The sequence below is a fragment of the Prolixibacter sp. NT017 genome, assembly GCF_009617875.1.
Lineage (GTDB): Bacteria > Bacteroidota > Bacteroidia > Bacteroidales > Prolixibacteraceae > Prolixibacter.
On the sequence record NZ_BLAV01000001.1, the window covers coordinates 3,538,883 to 3,555,963 of the forward strand.

Genomic DNA, 17,081 nt, shown 5'->3' on the forward strand with positions numbered 1-17,081 from the left:
CACTAACTTCAACGAATGTTTTCGTTTACTGAAAATCCTCAAGCTAAAACAATACGTATGAAACGGTCTCTTAAGTATTTGCTGCTAATTGCCGTGCTGGCAGTTCCTTTTGTTACCAAAGCAGCTTCCCCTAAAGACACGACGAATCCCACATCGGACGTGATTTATTCTGACCAGGATAAAGTGATTCTCGACCGGATTTTTCATGACCTGGAGCCCCAAAAAGATTCCTCGATGGGACAATTAATGGTAATGGTCGGTAAAGAATTTCTGGGCACGCCGTATGTTGCCCACACACTGGATAACCGTGATAAAGAAGAGTTGATTATCAACCTGCGGGAACTCGATTGTACCACTTTCGTGGAAAACTGCCTGGCAATTGCCCGGACCATCAAAAGTGGAAAACCGACATTCAGAAAGTTTACACGCGAACTGGAAAATGTTCGTTACCGGAATGGCAAACTGGACGGCTATCTCAGCCGGTTGCACTACTTCAGCGATTGGATTGCCAATAATGAGAAAAAAGGACTGGTAGAAGATGTAACCTACCAACTTGGCGGCATACCCGACCCGCTTAATCTCAATTTTATGAGCACGCACGCCGACCTTTATCCTCAACTAAAGAAACACCCGGAGTGGGTTCCGCAAATGGCCGAACGGGAAAAAGAAATTTCAGCCCATTCGTTTTATCTGATAAAAAAACAGGATTTGGAAGAGGTTGAGTCGGGAATTCAGGATGGTGATATTGCCGCTCTTACCACAAATATCAAAGGGCTCGACATCTCGCACGTAGGCATCATGGTGAAAGAAAACGGAAGAGTACATCTTTTGCAGGCCTCTTCACTCGCCAAAAAAGTAATCATCGACCCGACACCGCTGGCCGACTATCTGGCCCCCCGAAAAAGTGCTTCGGGCATTATGGTGGTCAGGCCGCTGTCGCCAAAAGATTGACAATATTGAGAAGCAACAGGAAATCCCGGGAAAAACTTCCGGGATTTTTTGATGACCACCGTTCTTCTTTTTTTCACTCACCCAAGCCATCGGTACCAAGAACATCAGAACATTCCAAAAAATCGTCAAGACTTTATTTTAATACATCAAAATATTTTTCAAAAACGTCAAGACATTTCTGACAAAAGATCTAAGCATTTCTGCAAAAATGTCAAGACATTATTTGAAAAGATCAAGACATAATTTTAGGAGGTCCGTATTTTTTTAAATAAAGTCCGGACTTTTTTAAAAAAGATAAGGACCTTCTTTCCATCAGATCGGGACTTTCTTTCAATAATGTCCGGACATGGTTGGAAAAAGATCGGGACTTTATTACAAAAAGATACGGACCTGTTTAAAACGAGACCCGGACTTTCCTAAGAACAAGTTATTTCATACAAAAAAACTGAGGCCGCCTCAAAAGAGACAGCCTCGTTTTTTACTAATTCAAAATTCAACAAGTCAATCAATAAATCTGATTAAAACACATATATTCTTTTTGCGTTATGGTGCTTAATCCTGCATCAGGTATTCGTGAATCTTCTCTGCAGCATCGCGGCCCGAACGAATGGCGTGAACAACCAGGCTCGCTCCGCGTGCCACATCTCCTGCAGCAAATACCTTATCAACTGTTGTCGTGTTGGTCACAGCTTTTACGTTACCACGTTCGTCATATTCAACACCCAATCCGTCAAGCAAACCTTCGTGTACCGGGGAAACAAATCCCATGGAAAGCAGCACCAAATCGACTTCAATCAATTCTTCCGTACCCGGAATTTCTTTCATCTGGAAACGGCCGTCGATTTTTTCCCAAACTACTTCCACCACTTCTGCTCCGGTCACCTTCCCGTCTTTGCCAATCAAACGTTTGGTGGCCAATGCCCAGCGCCGCTCGCAACCTTCGAGGTGCGAACTCGACGTACGAAGTGTATTCGGCCAGTAAGGCCACGGGTTGGTGTCGGCACGTTTTTCAGGCGGCTTTGGCAATATCTCGATTTGTGTTACCGACTCAGCCTTTTGGCGAATGGAAGTTCCCACACAGTCGGAACCGGTATCACCACCTCCGATAACGAGCACTTTCTTTTCCTTCGCGGAAATGCGTTCGTCTTCAGTGAATACTTCGCCACGATTGACTTTATTCTGCTGCTTCAGAAAGTCCATAGCAAAGTGAACACCTTCCAAATCGCGTCCCTCTACAACCAAATCGCGGGGCTGCATAGCTCCCACTGCCAGACAAACGGCATCGTAGTCCTTCAACAGCTGCTCCGGAGTAATATCTTTACCAACTGTTGTGTTGGTTTTGAAGTCGATTCCTTCGGTAACGAAAAGCTCCAACCGCCGATCGATGACGTTCTTGTTCAGCTTGAAATCGGGAATGCCATAACGAAGTAATCCTCCGATAGCATCGTCCTGCTCAAACACCGTCACTGAATGACCTGCCTGGTTCAACACATCGGCAGCTGACATACCGGCCGGGCCAGAACCAATCACGGCTACTTTCTTGCCGGTACGTACTTCCGGAACACGCGCCTGCACATATCCGCGATCGAACGCCTGTTCTACTACCGAAGCCTCGTTTTCCCGAATGGTAACCGATTCTTCATGAATGGCCAACACACACGATTTCTCGCAGGGTGCCGGACATACGCGACCGGTAAACTCGGGGAAGCTGTTGGTTGATGAGAGGATATCGTAAGCCTCTTCCCAGTTCCCCAGGTAGATGGCATCCTGCCACTCAGGAATTTTACTGGTTACCGGGCAAGCCCAGTGGCAAAACGGAATGCCACAATCCATACAACGGGAGGCCTGATCTTTCCGGTCCTTTTCGTTCAGGGTCTGTTCAACCTCGCCAAAATCATATATTCTTTCCTTGACGGGACGGTACCCGCTCTCTTTTTTCGGTATCTCGATAAAACCTTTTGGATTTCCCATGATGAAGATTTTTTTTGTTAAACGTGCTGAATTACTTTCTCTCTCTTCTATTCCGGCCTATTCGTGTCGGGCCGGATCATCTTCCGTCAACTCAAGTTTCTTCTTCAATTCCTTCAACTTAAGCTCTTCAAGCACTTTCTTATATTCGAATGGGATCACCTTAACAAATTTGGGAAGGTACTCATCCCAGTTAGTCAGAATTCGCTGGGCCAGGGAACTCTGTGTATGCAGCAAGTGGTTACTAATCATCTCCTGCAGTTCCTGAATATCGGATCTGTCCTCCACAGGTGTCAGTTCAACCAACCCTTTGTTACAGTAGTAATCGAAGTCGCCCTTCTCATCAAGCACGTAGGCGATTCCCCCACTCATACCCGCTGCAAAGTTCCGTCCGGTTGTACCCAGAACGACGGTCCGTCCGCCGGTCATGTACTCGCAGCAATGGTCTCCGGTTCCTTCCACAACAGCTATCGCACCGGAGTTACGAACGCAGAAACGCTCACCGGCAACTCCCCGGATATACACTTCGCCACTGGTTGCACCATATAACGTTGTGTTACCCACAATAATGTTTTCTTCCGGGACGAAATTAGCTCCCTGTGGCGGAACAACCGTTATCTTACCTCCGGAAAGTCCTTTTCCGAGGTAGTCGTTTGAATCGCCTTCCAGGCGGAAAGTGCTACCTTTGGTCAGGAATGCACCGAAACTCTGGCCGGCCGAACCTCTAAAAGTACAGTTGATGGTATCTTCCGGAAGACCTTCTTCCCCGTATCGCTTGGAAACTTCACCCGAAAGCATGGCTCCGACAGTCCGCATCACATTGTTGATATCATGCGCAATCCAAACTTTTTCTCCGCTTTTAATGGCTTTATTAGCCTCACGGATGAGGGTCCGGTCAATCACATCGTCCAGATTCTTGGTGTTGGGCTGAACGTTGTGGAGCGGATACTGAGCAGCTTCCTTCGGTACATACAGCAACTTCGAGAAGTCAACCGTCTTCATCTTCCAGTTCATCACGTCAGGATTCGACTCCAGCAGATCGGCACGCCCGACGAGTTCATCGAAGGTGCGGACACCAATCTCGGCCATGTATTCGCGAATTTCCCGGGCAATGAATTGGAAATAGTTGATAACATATTCTGAGCGTCCAATGAAACGCTTCCGTAACTTCTTATTCTGAGTTGCAATTCCTGCCGGACAGGTATTCAGGTGACACTTACGCATCATCACACATCCCATCACAATCAGTGACGCTGTAGCGATACCAAATTCCTCAGCTCCCAACAGTCCCATGATAACGACATCGCGACCATTTTTCAGCTGCCCGTCGGTCTGCAGCTTAACGCGACCACGCAGGTTATTCATAACCAACGTTTGCTGTGCCTCCGAGATTCCGAGTTCGGCCGGCAGTCCGGCATGCTTGATCGAACTGGCCGGAGAAGCTCCTGTCCCTCCTTCGGTTCCACTAATAATAATGATATCGGAGAATCCCTTGGCTACACCAGCAGCTACCGTTCCTACACCGGTTTCAGAAACCAGCTTCACAGAAACTTTAGCGGCGGGATTTACATTTTTCAGGTCGTAAATCAACTGTGCCAGGTCCTCAATCGAATAAATATCGTGGTGCGGAGGTGGTGAAATCAGCGTAATCCCCGGTGTCGATTTACGGGTTTTTGCGATGATTTTGTTCACCTTATATCCCGGAAGCTGTCCACCTTCTCCGGGTTTTGCCCCCTGCGCAATTTTAATCTGTATCTCCTGAGCATTCATCAGGTAGTTATTGGTCACGCCAAAACGCCCCGATGCGATCTGCTTGATTTTGGAGTTTCTGTCAGTGCCGAACCGGTCCGGATCTTCTCCTCCTTCACCGGTATTGCTTCGTCCGCCAATGGCGTTCATAGCAATTGCCAATGCTTCGTGTGCTTCTTTCGAAATGGAACCGTAAGACATGGCTCCGGTCACGAAACGCTTCATGATATTTTCTTCCGACTCTACCTCATCGACCGGAATCGGATTCTTCTTCCACTGCAAAGCACCGCGAATGAAAGCCGGCTTCTGATTTTCCTTGTCAACCAGCTGGCTGAACTTCTTGTACACATCGTAATCGTTGGTTTTGGTTGCCCATTGCAACAACCCGATGGTTTCCGGGTTCCAGGCGTGATGCTCACCATCTTGCCGGTAATGATATTCACCGGTATTCTTCAGCATAAACTTATGTTGACCGTTGGGAGCAAATGCCTGAGCATGGAACATCATCGTTTCACGGTAAATCTCTTCGAGACCGATACCGCTAATACGCGACGCTGTTCCTTTGAAATATTTCTCAATCAGTTCCTGGCTTACGCCGATGGCTTCAAAAATCTGGGCGCCGTGGTACGAACGTAACGTGGAAATACCCATTTTCGACAGAATCTTCAGCAGGCCTTTATCGATGGCCTTGATGTAGTTCTTCCGGGCATCTTTGTATTCCATTGTAATTTCGCCTTCACGCACTTTTTTATCCAAAGCGGCAAAAGCCAGATATGGATTCACAACGCTGGCACCGAATCCCAGTAACAGCGCAAAGTGCATTACTTCGCGTGGTTCGGCTGACTCGACGATGATACCAATCTGCATCCGCTTTTTCTTCTGGATGAGATGGTGATGAACCGCGGAAACACAAAGCAACGAAGGAATCGGAGCCTGTTCTGCAGAAATACCGCGGTCGGTTAATATGATTAAGTTCTTTTTGTCGTCAACGGCCTTTTCGGCCTGAGCCAACATATTATTGAACGATTTCTTAAATCCTTCCACACCATCTTTCACCGGGAAAAGCATGGGAATGGTGGCATGATTGAATGCCTCGTGCTTCAAATCCTTGATTTTCCCCAAATCGGTGTTGGTGATAATCGGACTGTCGAATTTGATCAACTTACAGTGCTCCGGGCTCTCTTCCAACATATTCCCCGAAAGGGAACCGATGTAGTTGGTGAGTGACATCACCAGTCCTTCCCTGATGGGGTCGATCGCCGGGTTGGTTACCTGGGCAAACATCTGACGGAAGTAACTGAAGAACCGCTTTGGTTTTTCAGAGAAAACCGCTATCGGTGTGTCGTTACCCATGGAACTGGTGGGCTCGGCACCGGTTTCAGCCATCGGCTTCAACAACATGTTGATGTCTTCTTTCGAGTAACCAAATACTTTCGCGTACGCCGGGAAGTCCTCTCCCATGTTCGAAGAAACACGCTGCTTTACAACAATGTCTTCCATCAACAGGCGATTTTCTTTCAGCCAGTTGATATAAGGGTTTCTGCGCGAAAGCTGGGCCTTTACTTCCTTATCAGGAATCAGGATACCTAATTTGGTATCGACCAGCAACAGTTTTCCCGGACGTAAACGACCTTTTTCTTTAATTTCATCTGCCGGAAAAGTCTGCACTCCGACTTCCGATCCCATCACAATCAAATCGTTGTTGGTAATCACGTAACGTGACGGACGCAAACCATTCCTATCGAGTGTTCCACCGATATAACGGCCATCGGAGAAAACCATCGATGCGGGTCCGTCCCATGGCTCCATCAAGGTGGAGTTGTATTCGTAAAATGCTTTCAGGCTTTCCGGAATCGGGTTCTTTTCATTGAACGATTCCGGAATCATCATACACAATGAGTGCGGCATGTCGCGGCCTGTCATGTGCAGGAACTCGAGTACGTTGTCAAACGAAGACGAGTCTGACTTTCCGGGTTCGACCACCGGGAAGAGTTTTTCCAACTCATCGCCGAATAAATCGGACTGAAGCAGCGCTTCGCGGGCATGCATCCACAGGCGGTTTCCTTTAACCGTATTAATTTCACCGTTGTGTGCCACCATGCGAAACGGCTGCGCCAGATCCCAGGTTGGAAAAGTATTGGTACTAAAACGGGAATGAACCAGCGCAATCGCACTCTTCATCTCCGGATGAGTTAAATCTTTATAGTAGCTACGCAACTGATCGGGCGTAAGCATACCTTTATAGATAATTACCTTCGTTGAGAAACTGGGCAGGTAAAACGATTCTTTCTCATTCAGATGAGATTCGCGAATCTCTCTCTCAGCCTGCTTTCGAACCAAATACAACTTCCGCTCCAGCGCATCCTGTTCCATGTGAGCTGTAACGAAAACCTGTTTCACGTTGGGTTCGGTCCGTCGTGCAATCTCACCTACGACAGAGCTGTCAACCGGAACATCTCTCCATGCAATTAAACGCAATCCTTCCAGTTCGATATAACGATTCATTACCTCCTGACACACGGCGGCCTCTTCTTCGTCTACCGGAAGAAAAACAAGGCCTGTTCCGTAATGACCTGCTGAAGGCAAATCTATTTTCTGTGAGATGAAAAAGTCGTGCGGAATCTGTAGCAATATGCCTGCCCCGTCACCGGTTTGATTGTCGGCGCTGGTCGCACCCCGGTGGTCCATGTTCCGCAAAACAGTCAGTCCTCGCTCTACTATATCATGCGACTGCTGTCCTTTGATGTGCGCAACAAACCCAATACCACAGGCATCGTGCTCGTTTGCAGGGTCGTACATCCCCTGCGGTTGTGGAAATCTTTTCTGCACCATATCTGAAAATTTTAATAGACTAAACTCAGGAAAGTCAGGAAGTGACAACTAATACTTCCGTAAATCTTTCACAAAAAAAAGCTACCAGGTGGAAAACTGTAAGTAAAAAACAGTCTATTTTTTTAGACTGAAAGCAAAAATAGCTTTTAAATCTTATAATTCCAATAATGAAGATGACACCCGGGGGTGCGGAATACCCTGAATTGGGGGTTGTTAGCGCCACTGCAAAGATGCAACAGGGTGATTTTTAAGCGCATAATCGAACGTATTAAGTTTTCGTTAATAGAAACACCCAATATTATTATAATATGAAGGATTAAGTGCATAAAAAAAGCCTTTACGTTATCGAAAAGGCTTTTTTAAGAGCAATTTGTTCAAACCAATCATCATTACTGCCCCAACAGCTTCTGAAAGGCTAATTCGACTCTCTCAAAAGAAAAGCCCTTCAGTACTTCTTCCATTTTTTGATCGATCTCCTTTAGGCACAAATTTCCGATACTTCCTTCATGTGTATGGTTTACCGCCATATCGGGCTGAAATTCACCTCTGTTTATTTCCTCTCCCACTTCCCGGTAGGCATCACGGAAGGGTACTCCGGAAAGCACCCGGCGGTTTACCTCTTCCACGCTATACATATATTTATAACGTTCATCATCCAAAATGGACTGGTTCACCTCCAGGTTGGCAATTGCAAAACCGGCAATGTCCAAACAGTCATTCAACTCGGCGAAAGCCGGAATAAATACCTCTTTCACCAGCTGCAAATCCCTGAAATAACCACTGGGCAGGTTATTCACCATCATCGTAATCTGATTCGGCAATGCCTGTATCTTATTGCAGTGCGAACGTAACAGCTCGAAAACATCCGGGTTTTTCTTGTGCGGCATAATACTGGAACCTGTCGTCAACTCCTTCGGCAACGACACAAAGTTGAAATTCTGGCTCATATATAAACATACATCCATGGCCAGCTTTGCCAGCGTAGCCGCCACCGACGACAACGCAAAGGCTACCACTTTTTCCGTCTTGCCTCTCCCCATCTGCGCATATACCACGTTGTAATTCATGGTGTCGAATCCAAGAAGATCCGTTGTCATTTGCCGGTTCAGCGGGAAGGACGAACCATAGCCCGCAGCCGATCCCAGCGGATTCTGGTCGGCTACCCGATATGCAGCCTGAACCAGCAACAGATCGTCAATCAAACTCTCCGCGTAAGCGCCAAACCACAAACCAAACGACGAAGGCATTGCCACCTGAAGATGTGTATATCCGGGCATCAGTACCTCTTTGTATTTTTCGCTTTGGGCAACAAGCGTGCGATACAGTGACTCAACCTTCTCTACTAATACTTTTAATTCATGACGAGTAAATAGTTTCAAATCGACAAGAACCTGGTCATTCCTGGAGCGACCACTGTGGATCTTCTTCCCAACATCACCGAGCCTTTGAGTCAACAACATCTCAACCTGGGAATGCACATCTTCGACACCATCTTCGATAACGAAATCACCGTTTTTGATCTCCTTATATATTTTACTTAGTTCATTAGTCAAAATCGTGAGCTCATCTTTCTCAAGCAGATGAATAGATTCAAGCATATGAATATGTGCCAACGAACCGAGCACATCAAATTCAGCAAGCGAATAATCCATTTCCACATCTTTACCGACTGTAAATCTCTCGATTAGCGAATCTACTTTATATCCCTTGTCCCAGAGTTTCATGATATTTATTATTAGGATTTGCCAAACAAAGTTAATTGAAGTTTGCACAAAGGACTATTTATGACTGCATATTGAGCCGTAAACAAGAAAAATTTGATAATCCCTTAATTATTCCCCTCTGATTTAGTCATTATGTATAAAATTTCATCATACCCCCTCTAAAGCCACCACACTTGTCGTAAAATACTACTCTTACCAAAACAGACTTCATTCTATTCAAACAACCAATAAATTAACATTTACTCCAAACAGAATTTATTTTGCAATCATTTTGTCATTAATACCCCTATTTACCTACCAATTTGGAATTATCTTTTAAATTTTTGTTAATTGACGACACCACCCCCTATTTTTATGAGGTGAAAATAAAAATTAAATATACTTTTGAAGATGTCACCCCATTACAATACAGGGTCAAAGTTCATTTTTTATTGTTTTTATTGTTTATACCCTATAATGTTAGCACCTATTCAAAAATAAAAGACAACTCAGGAAGAAAACTTAAAATGCATGTTTAACCCTAAAAATTGCTCAAAATGAAAAAACTTGTTATTGTACTCTTCTCATCCTTACTGTTGCTCTCTGCAACTGTAACCATGGCTCAGGATTCAAAAGGCTCCTGGAATGTTGGAGCAGACCTCTACAACCGTTATGTATGGAGGGGAACTGACTTTGGTAACTCACCTGTTGTTCAGCCTACCATTGAATACTCGGTTGGCGGTTTTGCTATCGGCGCCTGGGGAAGTTACTCGCTGAGTGCCAACACGGCCGGCACCGAAGCTGACCTCTACATGAGTTATGCTTTCGATTCAGGATTAAGCTTCACGTTTACCAACTACTATTTCCCGGTTGAACCAGGAAGCACCGGCAATTATTTTGACTTCAGCAACACGTACCACACATACGAAATTGGTGCGTCTCAAGCGTTGGGTAATTTCTCCCTTTCGGGATATTATTACCTGAATCAAAACAACGACCTGTACTTCGAAGCTGGCTATTCTTTCAAAAAGGTAGATCTGTTTGTAGGAGCCGGAAATGAAAGTTACACCACCGACACCAACTTCAATGTAGTCAACATTGGCCTTTCGACGACAAAAGAAATTCCGATCACCGAAAAATTCTCGCTGCCCGTTACCGGTAGTGTTATTGTCAACCCCGACAAAGATCAAATATTCTTCGTCGTAGGTATTTCTCTCTAGTCCATCATCAAGAAAAAAATCACATACACATGAAAAAAATTGAAGCGATTATCCGAAAAACAAAATTCGATGAGGTGAAAGAAGCTCTCAAAGAAGTAGGGATTGATTTCTTCTCGTACTGGGATGTCCGGGGTATCGGGCAAGCCCGCCAGGAAAGAGTCTATCGTGGAGTGGTTTACGACACGAGTTCTATTGAGCGTACCAAACTATCTATCATAGTGCGCGACAAAAACGTGGACAAAACAGTGAAAGCCATTTTGGACACAGCTCAGACGGGCGAGATCGGTGACGGAAAAATCTTCGTTGTTGATATCCAGCAGTCCTACCGTATCAGGACCGGCGAGTCAGGTGATGAAGCCTTGTTTATTAAAGGTTTGGAGGAGTAAATCAGAAACCAAAACATTCAAAATATTAAATTATGCAAGATACTTCGAAATTAACAGATATTGCGTCGGCGGTTAGTTCCAACGCAACCTCACTAGATACCGTCTGGGTACTTGTAGCAGCCGTTTTGGTGATGTTCATGCAGCCTGGCTTCGCAATGGTGGAAGCTGGCTTTACCCGGGCAAAAAATACGGCCAACATCCTGATGAAAAACCTGATGGATTTCAGTGTCGGTTCATTGGCATTTTGGCTGGTTGGATTTAGTCTGATGTTTGGCAGCGACATCGGCAGTTTTATAGGTAAACCGAATCTCTTCTTCACTGCAAGTTACGGGAATGACGTTCCGGATTTAGCCATCCTGTTTTTCCAAACCGTATTTGCAGCTACTGCGGCTACAATTGTTTCCGGTGCCGTTGCTGAACGGACTAAATTTAGTTCGTACCTAATTTTCAGTGTCGTTATAACCCTTTTTATTTATCCAGTTTCAGGCCATTGGGTCTGGGGCGGAGGTTGGCTTTCGGAACTTGGCTTTCATGATTTTGCCGGCTCGACCGTAGTTCACTCTGTAGGTGCCTGGTTAGGTCTGGTAGGTGCCATCATGGTTGGACCCCGTATCGGGAAATACAACGGCAAGTCAAAGGCCATTCCGGGCCATAACCTCACCTTTGGCGCTCTTGGCGTGTTTATTTTGTGGTTTGGATGGTTTGGTTTTAATCCCGGTTCGCAGCTTGCGGCTGCCGGAGCGGATAATTCTCATGCCATTTCATTAATATTTATTACAACTAACCTGGCAGCTGCTGCGGGTGCTTTAAGCTCCATGCTTGTATCGTGGGGACGTTATAAATTCCCGTCGCTGTCACTGACACTGAACGGTGCTTTAGCAGGATTGGTAGCCATTACAGCCGGTTGTGACACGGTTACTCCCGGTGGTGCGATTGCCATTGGAGCTATTGCCGGAATCATCCTGGTATTTGGTGTTGAATTTATCGACCAGAAACTGCGTATAGACGACCCAGTGGGTGCAGTATCGGTTCACGGATTGGGTGGAGCCGCCGGAACCTTGATGGTTGGTTTATTCTCTACTAATGGAGGTTTGTTCTATGGCGGTGGAGCAAAACTCCTGGGTGTTCAGGCAATCGGTGTACTGGCTGTTATGGCCTGGGCGATTGGCACTGGCTTTATCCTGTTTAAGATTTTGAAATCAACTATTGGCCTGCGTGTTTCCCGCCGGATCGAAGAGGAAGGTCTGGATGTTTACGAACACGGAGAATCAGCTTACAACTAACAGCCATAGGTTAGTTATAAGACGAGGGGGAGTTGTTCATTCAACTCCCCTTTTTGCGTTCTTACATTTCGTTTGCTTTTCCAATTCTACGCAGCTTGCTCCTTTTTCAGATTTCCCTAACTTTAGGAAACCTGAATTGTAAAGCAAACATAATGGTAAAATATCCTCAGCAAGTCCCTCTGTTAAAAAACCACAACCTTCACATCATTTTTTCAATTACCCTGATTGCTGTAATGGGCGTAGCCAGTATCACGCCGGCCTTCCCCGATGTGATGCATTATTTCAAAATCACGCCGGTTGAAGTCGGATATCTTATCACCGCTTTTACCTTGCCCGGAGTATTACTTACACCTGTTGCAGGAATTTTAGGCGACCGACTGGGACGCAAAAACATCCTGATTCCCTCCCTGCTCATTTTCGGAGCGGCAGGACTGGCCTGCATGTTCACCCGCTCGTTTCATATTCTGTTGGTCTTCCGCCTCCTGCAGGGAATCGGAGCAGCATCACTGGGAAGCCTGAACATCACCTTAATCGGCGACTTTTTCTCGGGACAACGCCGGGCGGCTGCCATGGGATACAATGCCAGCGTGCTCAGTATCGGAACCGCTTCCTATCCGGCTGTTGGCGGTATGCTCGCCATGTACGGATGGCAATATCCTTTCATTCTGCCCATTCTTGCAGTTCCAGTTGCCATTTGGGCTTTAACCCGCCTGAATAATCCTGAACCGGACGAACAACCCGATTTAAAAACTTACCTAAAACGAGCGTGGAATAACATTAACCAACGCGATGTGTGGGGATTATTCGTGATAAACATCCTCATCTTCGTTATCCTTTATGGTGCTTATCTCTCCTATTTCCCGCTGTTGCTTGAAAACCGACTACATGCCAACTCGCTGCAAATAGGCCTTATGATGTCCGGTTTCTCTGCTGTCACCGCCATCACCTCCTCACAACTAAAAAATATCAATCGCTGGTTGAAGCCCCGAACCCAACTGATTTTCAGCTTCAGCTTTTACTTGGTTACGATGGCCATTATGTCGTTCGCTTCTTCATGGGTTGTACTTTTCATTCCACTCATCACCTTCGGACTGGGCCACGGCGTGGCGATTCCAGGAATTCAAAATCTTCTGGTCGGTTTTGCTCCGATGAAAGAACGAGCCGCTTTTATGTCAATCAATAGTATGGTGTTGCGTCTGGGACAAACAATTGGTCCCATTTTCATCGGTTTCTTCTACGGTCTGGGAGGAATTTCCATCGCCTTCATTGCGGGAGCCGGCGTCGCCCTCACAATGATATTGCTGGCTGTTTTTTTCATTCAGCTAAAAACAACTACAGACGTGACCACCTAAGGAACCTTTCATCAACCTGATTTGTATTATTACTAACAGAAGAAATAATTATCTCAACACATGCGCAAAGACGATATCAAACTGGGAGAAGCCGTCTCCATGGGAATTGGCGGAATGGTCGGAGGCGGAATTTTTGCCGTCCTTGGACTGGCTATTTCATTGAGTAAAGGAGGGACGCCAGTAGCTTTTATGCTGGCCGGAATTATTACTTTATTAACGGCATATGCCTACTCTAAGCTTTCGCTGAAATATCCAAGCAAGGGAGGAACTGTCAACTTTATTAACCAGGCATTTGGCAAAACCATCTTCAGCGGAGGCACCAACAACCTGCTATGGATTAGCTACATCATTATGCTTTCGCTGTATTCCTCAGCTTTTGGCAGCTACGCCGGAAACCTTTTCCATGTCGTTAGTGACCCGACGCTCAACAAGCACTTATTCATTTCGGGGATTATCATTTTCTCAACCATATTGAATTACCTCAGTGTTCGCGTTGTGGCCGAAGCAGAATCAGTTGCAGTATACATTAAGATGACTATTCTGACGCTGTTTATTATTATTGGCGGTTATGGCTTGTTTCATGCTAATCATCTTACCCAGTTTGAATTCAGTAACTGGACCGGTCCGGTTAAATTGTTCAGCGGCGGAATGGTTATTTTCGTGGCTTACGAAGGTTTTGAGCTGATTGCCAATGCCTCATCGGATATCGTCAACCCCAAAAAAAATATTCCACGCTCCTATTTTATCGCCATCTCCATTGTGATTTTGCTTTATGTACTGATTTCGTTCGTGACCGTAGCATCCCTTTCGTTCGATAAGATTCAGAAAGCCCAGGAATATGTACTGGCCGAAGCCGCCAAACCGGAGCTGGGACACATTGGTTTTACCATCATTACGCTGGCAGCCATGATTTCTACGTTCACGGCCATCAATTCAACGCTTTTCGGCGGAAGCCGCGTAAATTACGAACTGGGAATCGACGACGAACTGCCACACGAGTTCACCAAGCATTTCTGGAACCAGCCGGTGGGACTTCTTTTTACTTCGGCTTTTACACTGCTTATTGCGAATACGCTTGACCTGGAAAGCATCTCCACATCGGGTAGTGCAGGCTTTCTCATCATTTTTGCGATTGTCAACCTGGCCAACGTCCGACTGTACAAAGAAACCGCTTCCAAACGGTACATTTCAATTGCCGGCTTTGTGATGTGCTCTGTAGCTTTTCTCTTCCTGCTAAAGAACCAACTGACGAACAATTTCTGGGGAATGATAATTTCACTGGGAATTATTGCGGCCTCGTTTGCCATGGAGTATATTTACAAAGCTACCGAGAAGAAGAAAAAAACCGAATCGGTTTATTCCAAAGACTGAAGAAAATAGATTCGCATTTCAGACAAGTCAAACCTCCGCCCGTTTCGACTGTTTTATGGAAAGAATACCCTAAAAACAAATCAAAATGAACCTGGAAGATATTACCCAATTAATCAAAGAAAGAAGAACACACCCGACTCGTTTTTTTAACGACAAGGAAGTTCCGAAAGAGCTCATCAAACAGCTGCTTGAAAATGGCAACTGGGCCCCTAATCAAAAGAAAACGGAACCGTGGAGGTTTGTTGTCATCAGTGGCGAAGGCAGAGAGAAATTTGTTTCGGAAGTGAAAACCGAACTGGAAGAAGCACAAAAAAACGGAGCCGACATTCCTGGCGACAAGGTCAACAAGTTTGCGCTGCACTTCCGGAAGGCATCAGTAGCCGTTGCTATTATAGCCAATCTCGATGAAGAACACCGCCTTCCCGAATGGGAGGAAATGGCTGCCGTTTCCATGGCAGTGCAAAACATCTGGCTGTCAGCTACCGCTGCAGGATTGAGTACTTTCTGGGCAACGCCTCCGTTTATTAGTCAACTAGATAGCTGTCTCGATTTGAAGCCCAACCAGAAGTCGATGGGATTTCTGTTCCTAGGCTACGCGAACCGACCATTCCCAGCCAATGGAAGAGAACCTGTTGAAGATAAGATTACCTGGAAAGAATAAGTCGCGTACCCGTATTTAAAGTATCCAAACAAAAACCACAAGTATGACCTCTTCTGAAGAAACAAAGCTGGCTATATTGATTGACGGAGATAACGTTCCGGGCAAAATGGTCAAAGAGATGATGCTCGAAATTGCCAAGTATGGTAATGCAACCATCAAAAGAATTTATGGCGACTGGACCCGCCCCAACCTCAACAGTTGGAAGAATGTTCTGCTTGAGAATGCCATTACACCTGTGCAGCAGTACAGTTATACAACCGGAAAAAATGCCACCGACTCGGCAATGATCATCGATGCCATGGACATTCTCTATTCCAAAAAAGTAGATGGTTTTTTTCTTGTTTCCAGCGACAGCGATTTCACCAGGCTGGCAACTCGTCTGCGGGAAGCAGGTATGAAAGTGTACGGTTTAGGTGAGAAGAAAACGCCCGATCCGTTCATTGCCTCCTGCGATAAATTCATCTATATCGAAATCCTTCAGGAAGATTCGGATACCGATTCCAAAACCGAAGGAGCATCCGGCACAAAAGGAAAGGCCAAACGGAAAAAGACGTTTGACAGAATTACCGGAAAAGTAATTCGCTTAATAGAATCAACCATTAATGACACGGCAGACGAAGATGGCTGGGCATTTATGGGTGACGTAGGGACGCTGTTATTGAAAAAACAGCCAAACTTTGACCCTCGAAATTTCGGATATCCCAAACTGACTCCTCTCATCGATTCGATTGATAAATTTGAAATTGAACCAAGAGCCAGCCAGCGAGGAAAATCTAACCTTATTTATGTTCGAAACAAGGAATAATACTTGTAAAAGTGATTAAAATGCTAGAGCGAATCCACTTTTAATATCTATTCTCCATATAACCACAAGGCAATATAAAGCTGAAATACAGTGATCTAACGAACTGTTTTCGCACACGGTGAATACACGGTTTTTTATTGTTTTATTAATAAAAGTCATATATTTACCCCTACGAACCATGTATTTCTCTCAATGACAGATGATCAGAAAATATGGAATGATTTCAAATCGAATAAAGACTATGCTCTTTCCCATATTTATCATCACCACATTGATTTGCTCTTTCGTTATGGTAGAAAGTTTACCAAGGATGACGATCTGATTAAGGATGCTATCCAGGAACTTTTTTTTGATTTAATCAGGAGCAGAGAAAATTTGGGTGATACTGATAATATCCGGTTCTATCTGCTCAAGTCATTAAAAAACAAGCTAATCAGGATACTACAAAAAGATCAGAAATACATTCATCAAGAGACAGAAAAAAACGAGCCGGAATTTTCATCTGTCTATTCGTACGAAGAAGACCTAATTGAACGTGAAAACAGGGAACGAAATGAACAGTTACTTTTAAGAGGACTAAATGAACTCTCTCCGAGGCAACGTGAAATTCTTTTTTACCGTTTTACCTGTGAACTTGACTATTCCGAAATTTGCGACATCATGTCTATCAGGTATGATTCAGCGAGAAAAATGGTTTTCAGAGCATTGAATGCACTCAGGAAGGTAATCAGCTCAAGCGATATCATGCTGTTTTTCCTGCAAAAATCAATTCAATGTTAATTTATTTTAATTTTTTCTAA

General features: G+C 45.1%; 12 protein-coding genes. 9 read left to right on the forward strand and 3 right to left on the reverse strand.

The features are described from left to right. Positions 1-57 precede the first annotated feature (57 nt). Complete coding sequence (locus GJU87_RS14775) at positions 58-951, forward strand: N-acetylmuramoyl-L-alanine amidase-like domain-containing protein (protein WP_194831544.1); 894 nt, start codon at positions 58-60, stop codon at positions 949-951. 552 nt (positions 952-1,503) lie between these two features. Here the strand turns inward: GJU87_RS14775 and GJU87_RS14780 are convergent. From GJU87_RS14780 to argH, 3 genes are all read right to left on the reverse strand, one after another. Continuing rightward, positions 1,504-2,922, reverse strand: a complete 1,419-nt coding sequence (locus GJU87_RS14780) for a glutamate synthase subunit beta (RefSeq protein WP_153640201.1) — start codon at positions 2,920-2,922, stop codon at positions 1,504-1,506. Positions 2,923-2,979: 57 nt separating this feature from the next. Beyond that, positions 2,980-7,500: a glutamate synthase large subunit gene (gene gltB, locus GJU87_RS14785; RefSeq protein ID WP_194831545.1), complete on the reverse strand. Its 4,521-nt coding sequence runs from the start codon at positions 7,498-7,500 to the stop codon at positions 2,980-2,982. Between the two features lie 389 nt (positions 7,501-7,889). Next, the gene (gene argH, locus GJU87_RS14790) at positions 7,890-9,224 is read right to left on the reverse strand and encodes an argininosuccinate lyase (protein ID WP_153640202.1); all 1,335 of its coding nucleotides are present in this window, start codon (positions 9,222-9,224) and stop codon (positions 7,890-7,892) included. A 536-nt stretch (positions 9,225-9,760) separates the two neighbouring features. On the opposite strand from argH, the gene GJU87_RS14795 reads away from it, so the two are divergent. The 8 genes from GJU87_RS14795 to GJU87_RS14830 all read left to right on the forward strand — a co-directional run bounded on the left by GJU87_RS14795 (position 9,761) and on the right by GJU87_RS14830 (position 17,061). After that, the gene (locus GJU87_RS14795) at positions 9,761-10,423 is read left to right on the forward strand and encodes a hypothetical protein (protein WP_153640203.1); all 663 of its coding nucleotides are present in this window, start codon (positions 9,761-9,763) and stop codon (positions 10,421-10,423) included. A gap of 29 nt (positions 10,424-10,452) precedes the next feature. Next, complete coding sequence (locus tag GJU87_RS14800) at positions 10,453-10,809, forward strand: P-II family nitrogen regulator (protein ID WP_153640204.1); 357 nt, start codon at positions 10,453-10,455, stop codon at positions 10,807-10,809. Between the two features lie 32 nt (positions 10,810-10,841). After that, positions 10,842-12,092 (forward strand): ammonium transporter, encoded by a 1,251-nt coding sequence (locus GJU87_RS14805; RefSeq protein ID WP_153640205.1) that lies wholly within the window; start codon positions 10,842-10,844, stop codon positions 12,090-12,092. A 152-nt stretch (positions 12,093-12,244) separates the two neighbouring features. Then, positions 12,245-13,444 carry an MFS transporter gene (locus GJU87_RS14810; RefSeq protein WP_153640206.1) on the forward strand — a complete coding sequence of 400 codons (1,200 nt, stop codon included), beginning with the start codon at positions 12,245-12,247 and terminating at the stop codon, positions 13,442-13,444. A 60-nt stretch (positions 13,445-13,504) separates the two neighbouring features. Further along, positions 13,505-14,815 (forward strand): APC family permease, encoded by a 1,311-nt coding sequence (locus GJU87_RS14815; protein WP_153640207.1) that lies wholly within the window; start codon positions 13,505-13,507, stop codon positions 14,813-14,815. Between the two features lie 85 nt (positions 14,816-14,900). Beyond that, on the forward strand, positions 14,901-15,476 hold the full coding sequence (locus GJU87_RS14820; protein ID WP_153640208.1) for a nitroreductase: 576 nt from the start codon (positions 14,901-14,903) through the stop codon (positions 15,474-15,476). Between the two features lie 43 nt (positions 15,477-15,519). Continuing rightward, complete coding sequence (locus GJU87_RS14825) at positions 15,520-16,281, forward strand: NYN domain-containing protein (protein ID WP_106540297.1); 762 nt, start codon at positions 15,520-15,522, stop codon at positions 16,279-16,281. 192 nt (positions 16,282-16,473) lie between these two features. Continuing rightward, a complete protein-coding gene (locus tag GJU87_RS14830) occupies positions 16,474-17,061 on the forward strand; it encodes an RNA polymerase sigma factor (RefSeq protein ID WP_153640209.1) in 588 nt (195 codons plus the stop codon). Positions 17,062-17,081 lie beyond the last annotated feature (20 nt).

Coding starts and splice junctions, on each gene's coding strand:
- GJU87_RS14775 (WP_194831544.1), top strand. CDS start 58: ATGAAACGGTCTCTTAAGTATTTGCTGCTAATTGCCGTGCTGGCAGTT.
- GJU87_RS14820 (WP_153640208.1), top strand. CDS start 14,901: ATGAACCTGGAAGATATTACCCAATTAATCAAAGAAAGAAGAACACAC.
- GJU87_RS14830 (WP_153640209.1), top strand. CDS start 16,474: ATGACAGATGATCAGAAAATATGGAATGATTTCAAATCGAATAAAGAC.
- GJU87_RS14800 (WP_153640204.1), top strand. CDS start 10,453: ATGAAAAAAATTGAAGCGATTATCCGAAAAACAAAATTCGATGAGGTG.
- GJU87_RS14810 (WP_153640206.1), top strand. CDS start 12,245: ATGGTAAAATATCCTCAGCAAGTCCCTCTGTTAAAAAACCACAACCTT.
- GJU87_RS14815 (WP_153640207.1), top strand. CDS start 13,505: ATGCGCAAAGACGATATCAAACTGGGAGAAGCCGTCTCCATGGGAATT.
- GJU87_RS14805 (WP_153640205.1), top strand. CDS start 10,842: ATGCAAGATACTTCGAAATTAACAGATATTGCGTCGGCGGTTAGTTCC.
- argH (WP_153640202.1), bottom strand. CDS start 9,224: ATGAAACTCTGGGACAAGGGATATAAAGTAGATTCGCTAATCGAGAGA.
- GJU87_RS14780 (WP_153640201.1), bottom strand. CDS start 2,922: ATGGGAAATCCAAAAGGTTTTATCGAGATACCGAAAAAAGAGAGCGGG.
- gltB (WP_194831545.1), bottom strand. CDS start 7,500: ATGGTGCAGAAAAGATTTCCACAACCGCAGGGGATGTACGACCCTGCA.
- GJU87_RS14825 (WP_106540297.1), top strand. CDS start 15,520: ATGACCTCTTCTGAAGAAACAAAGCTGGCTATATTGATTGACGGAGAT.
- GJU87_RS14795 (WP_153640203.1), top strand. CDS start 9,761: ATGAAAAAACTTGTTATTGTACTCTTCTCATCCTTACTGTTGCTCTCT.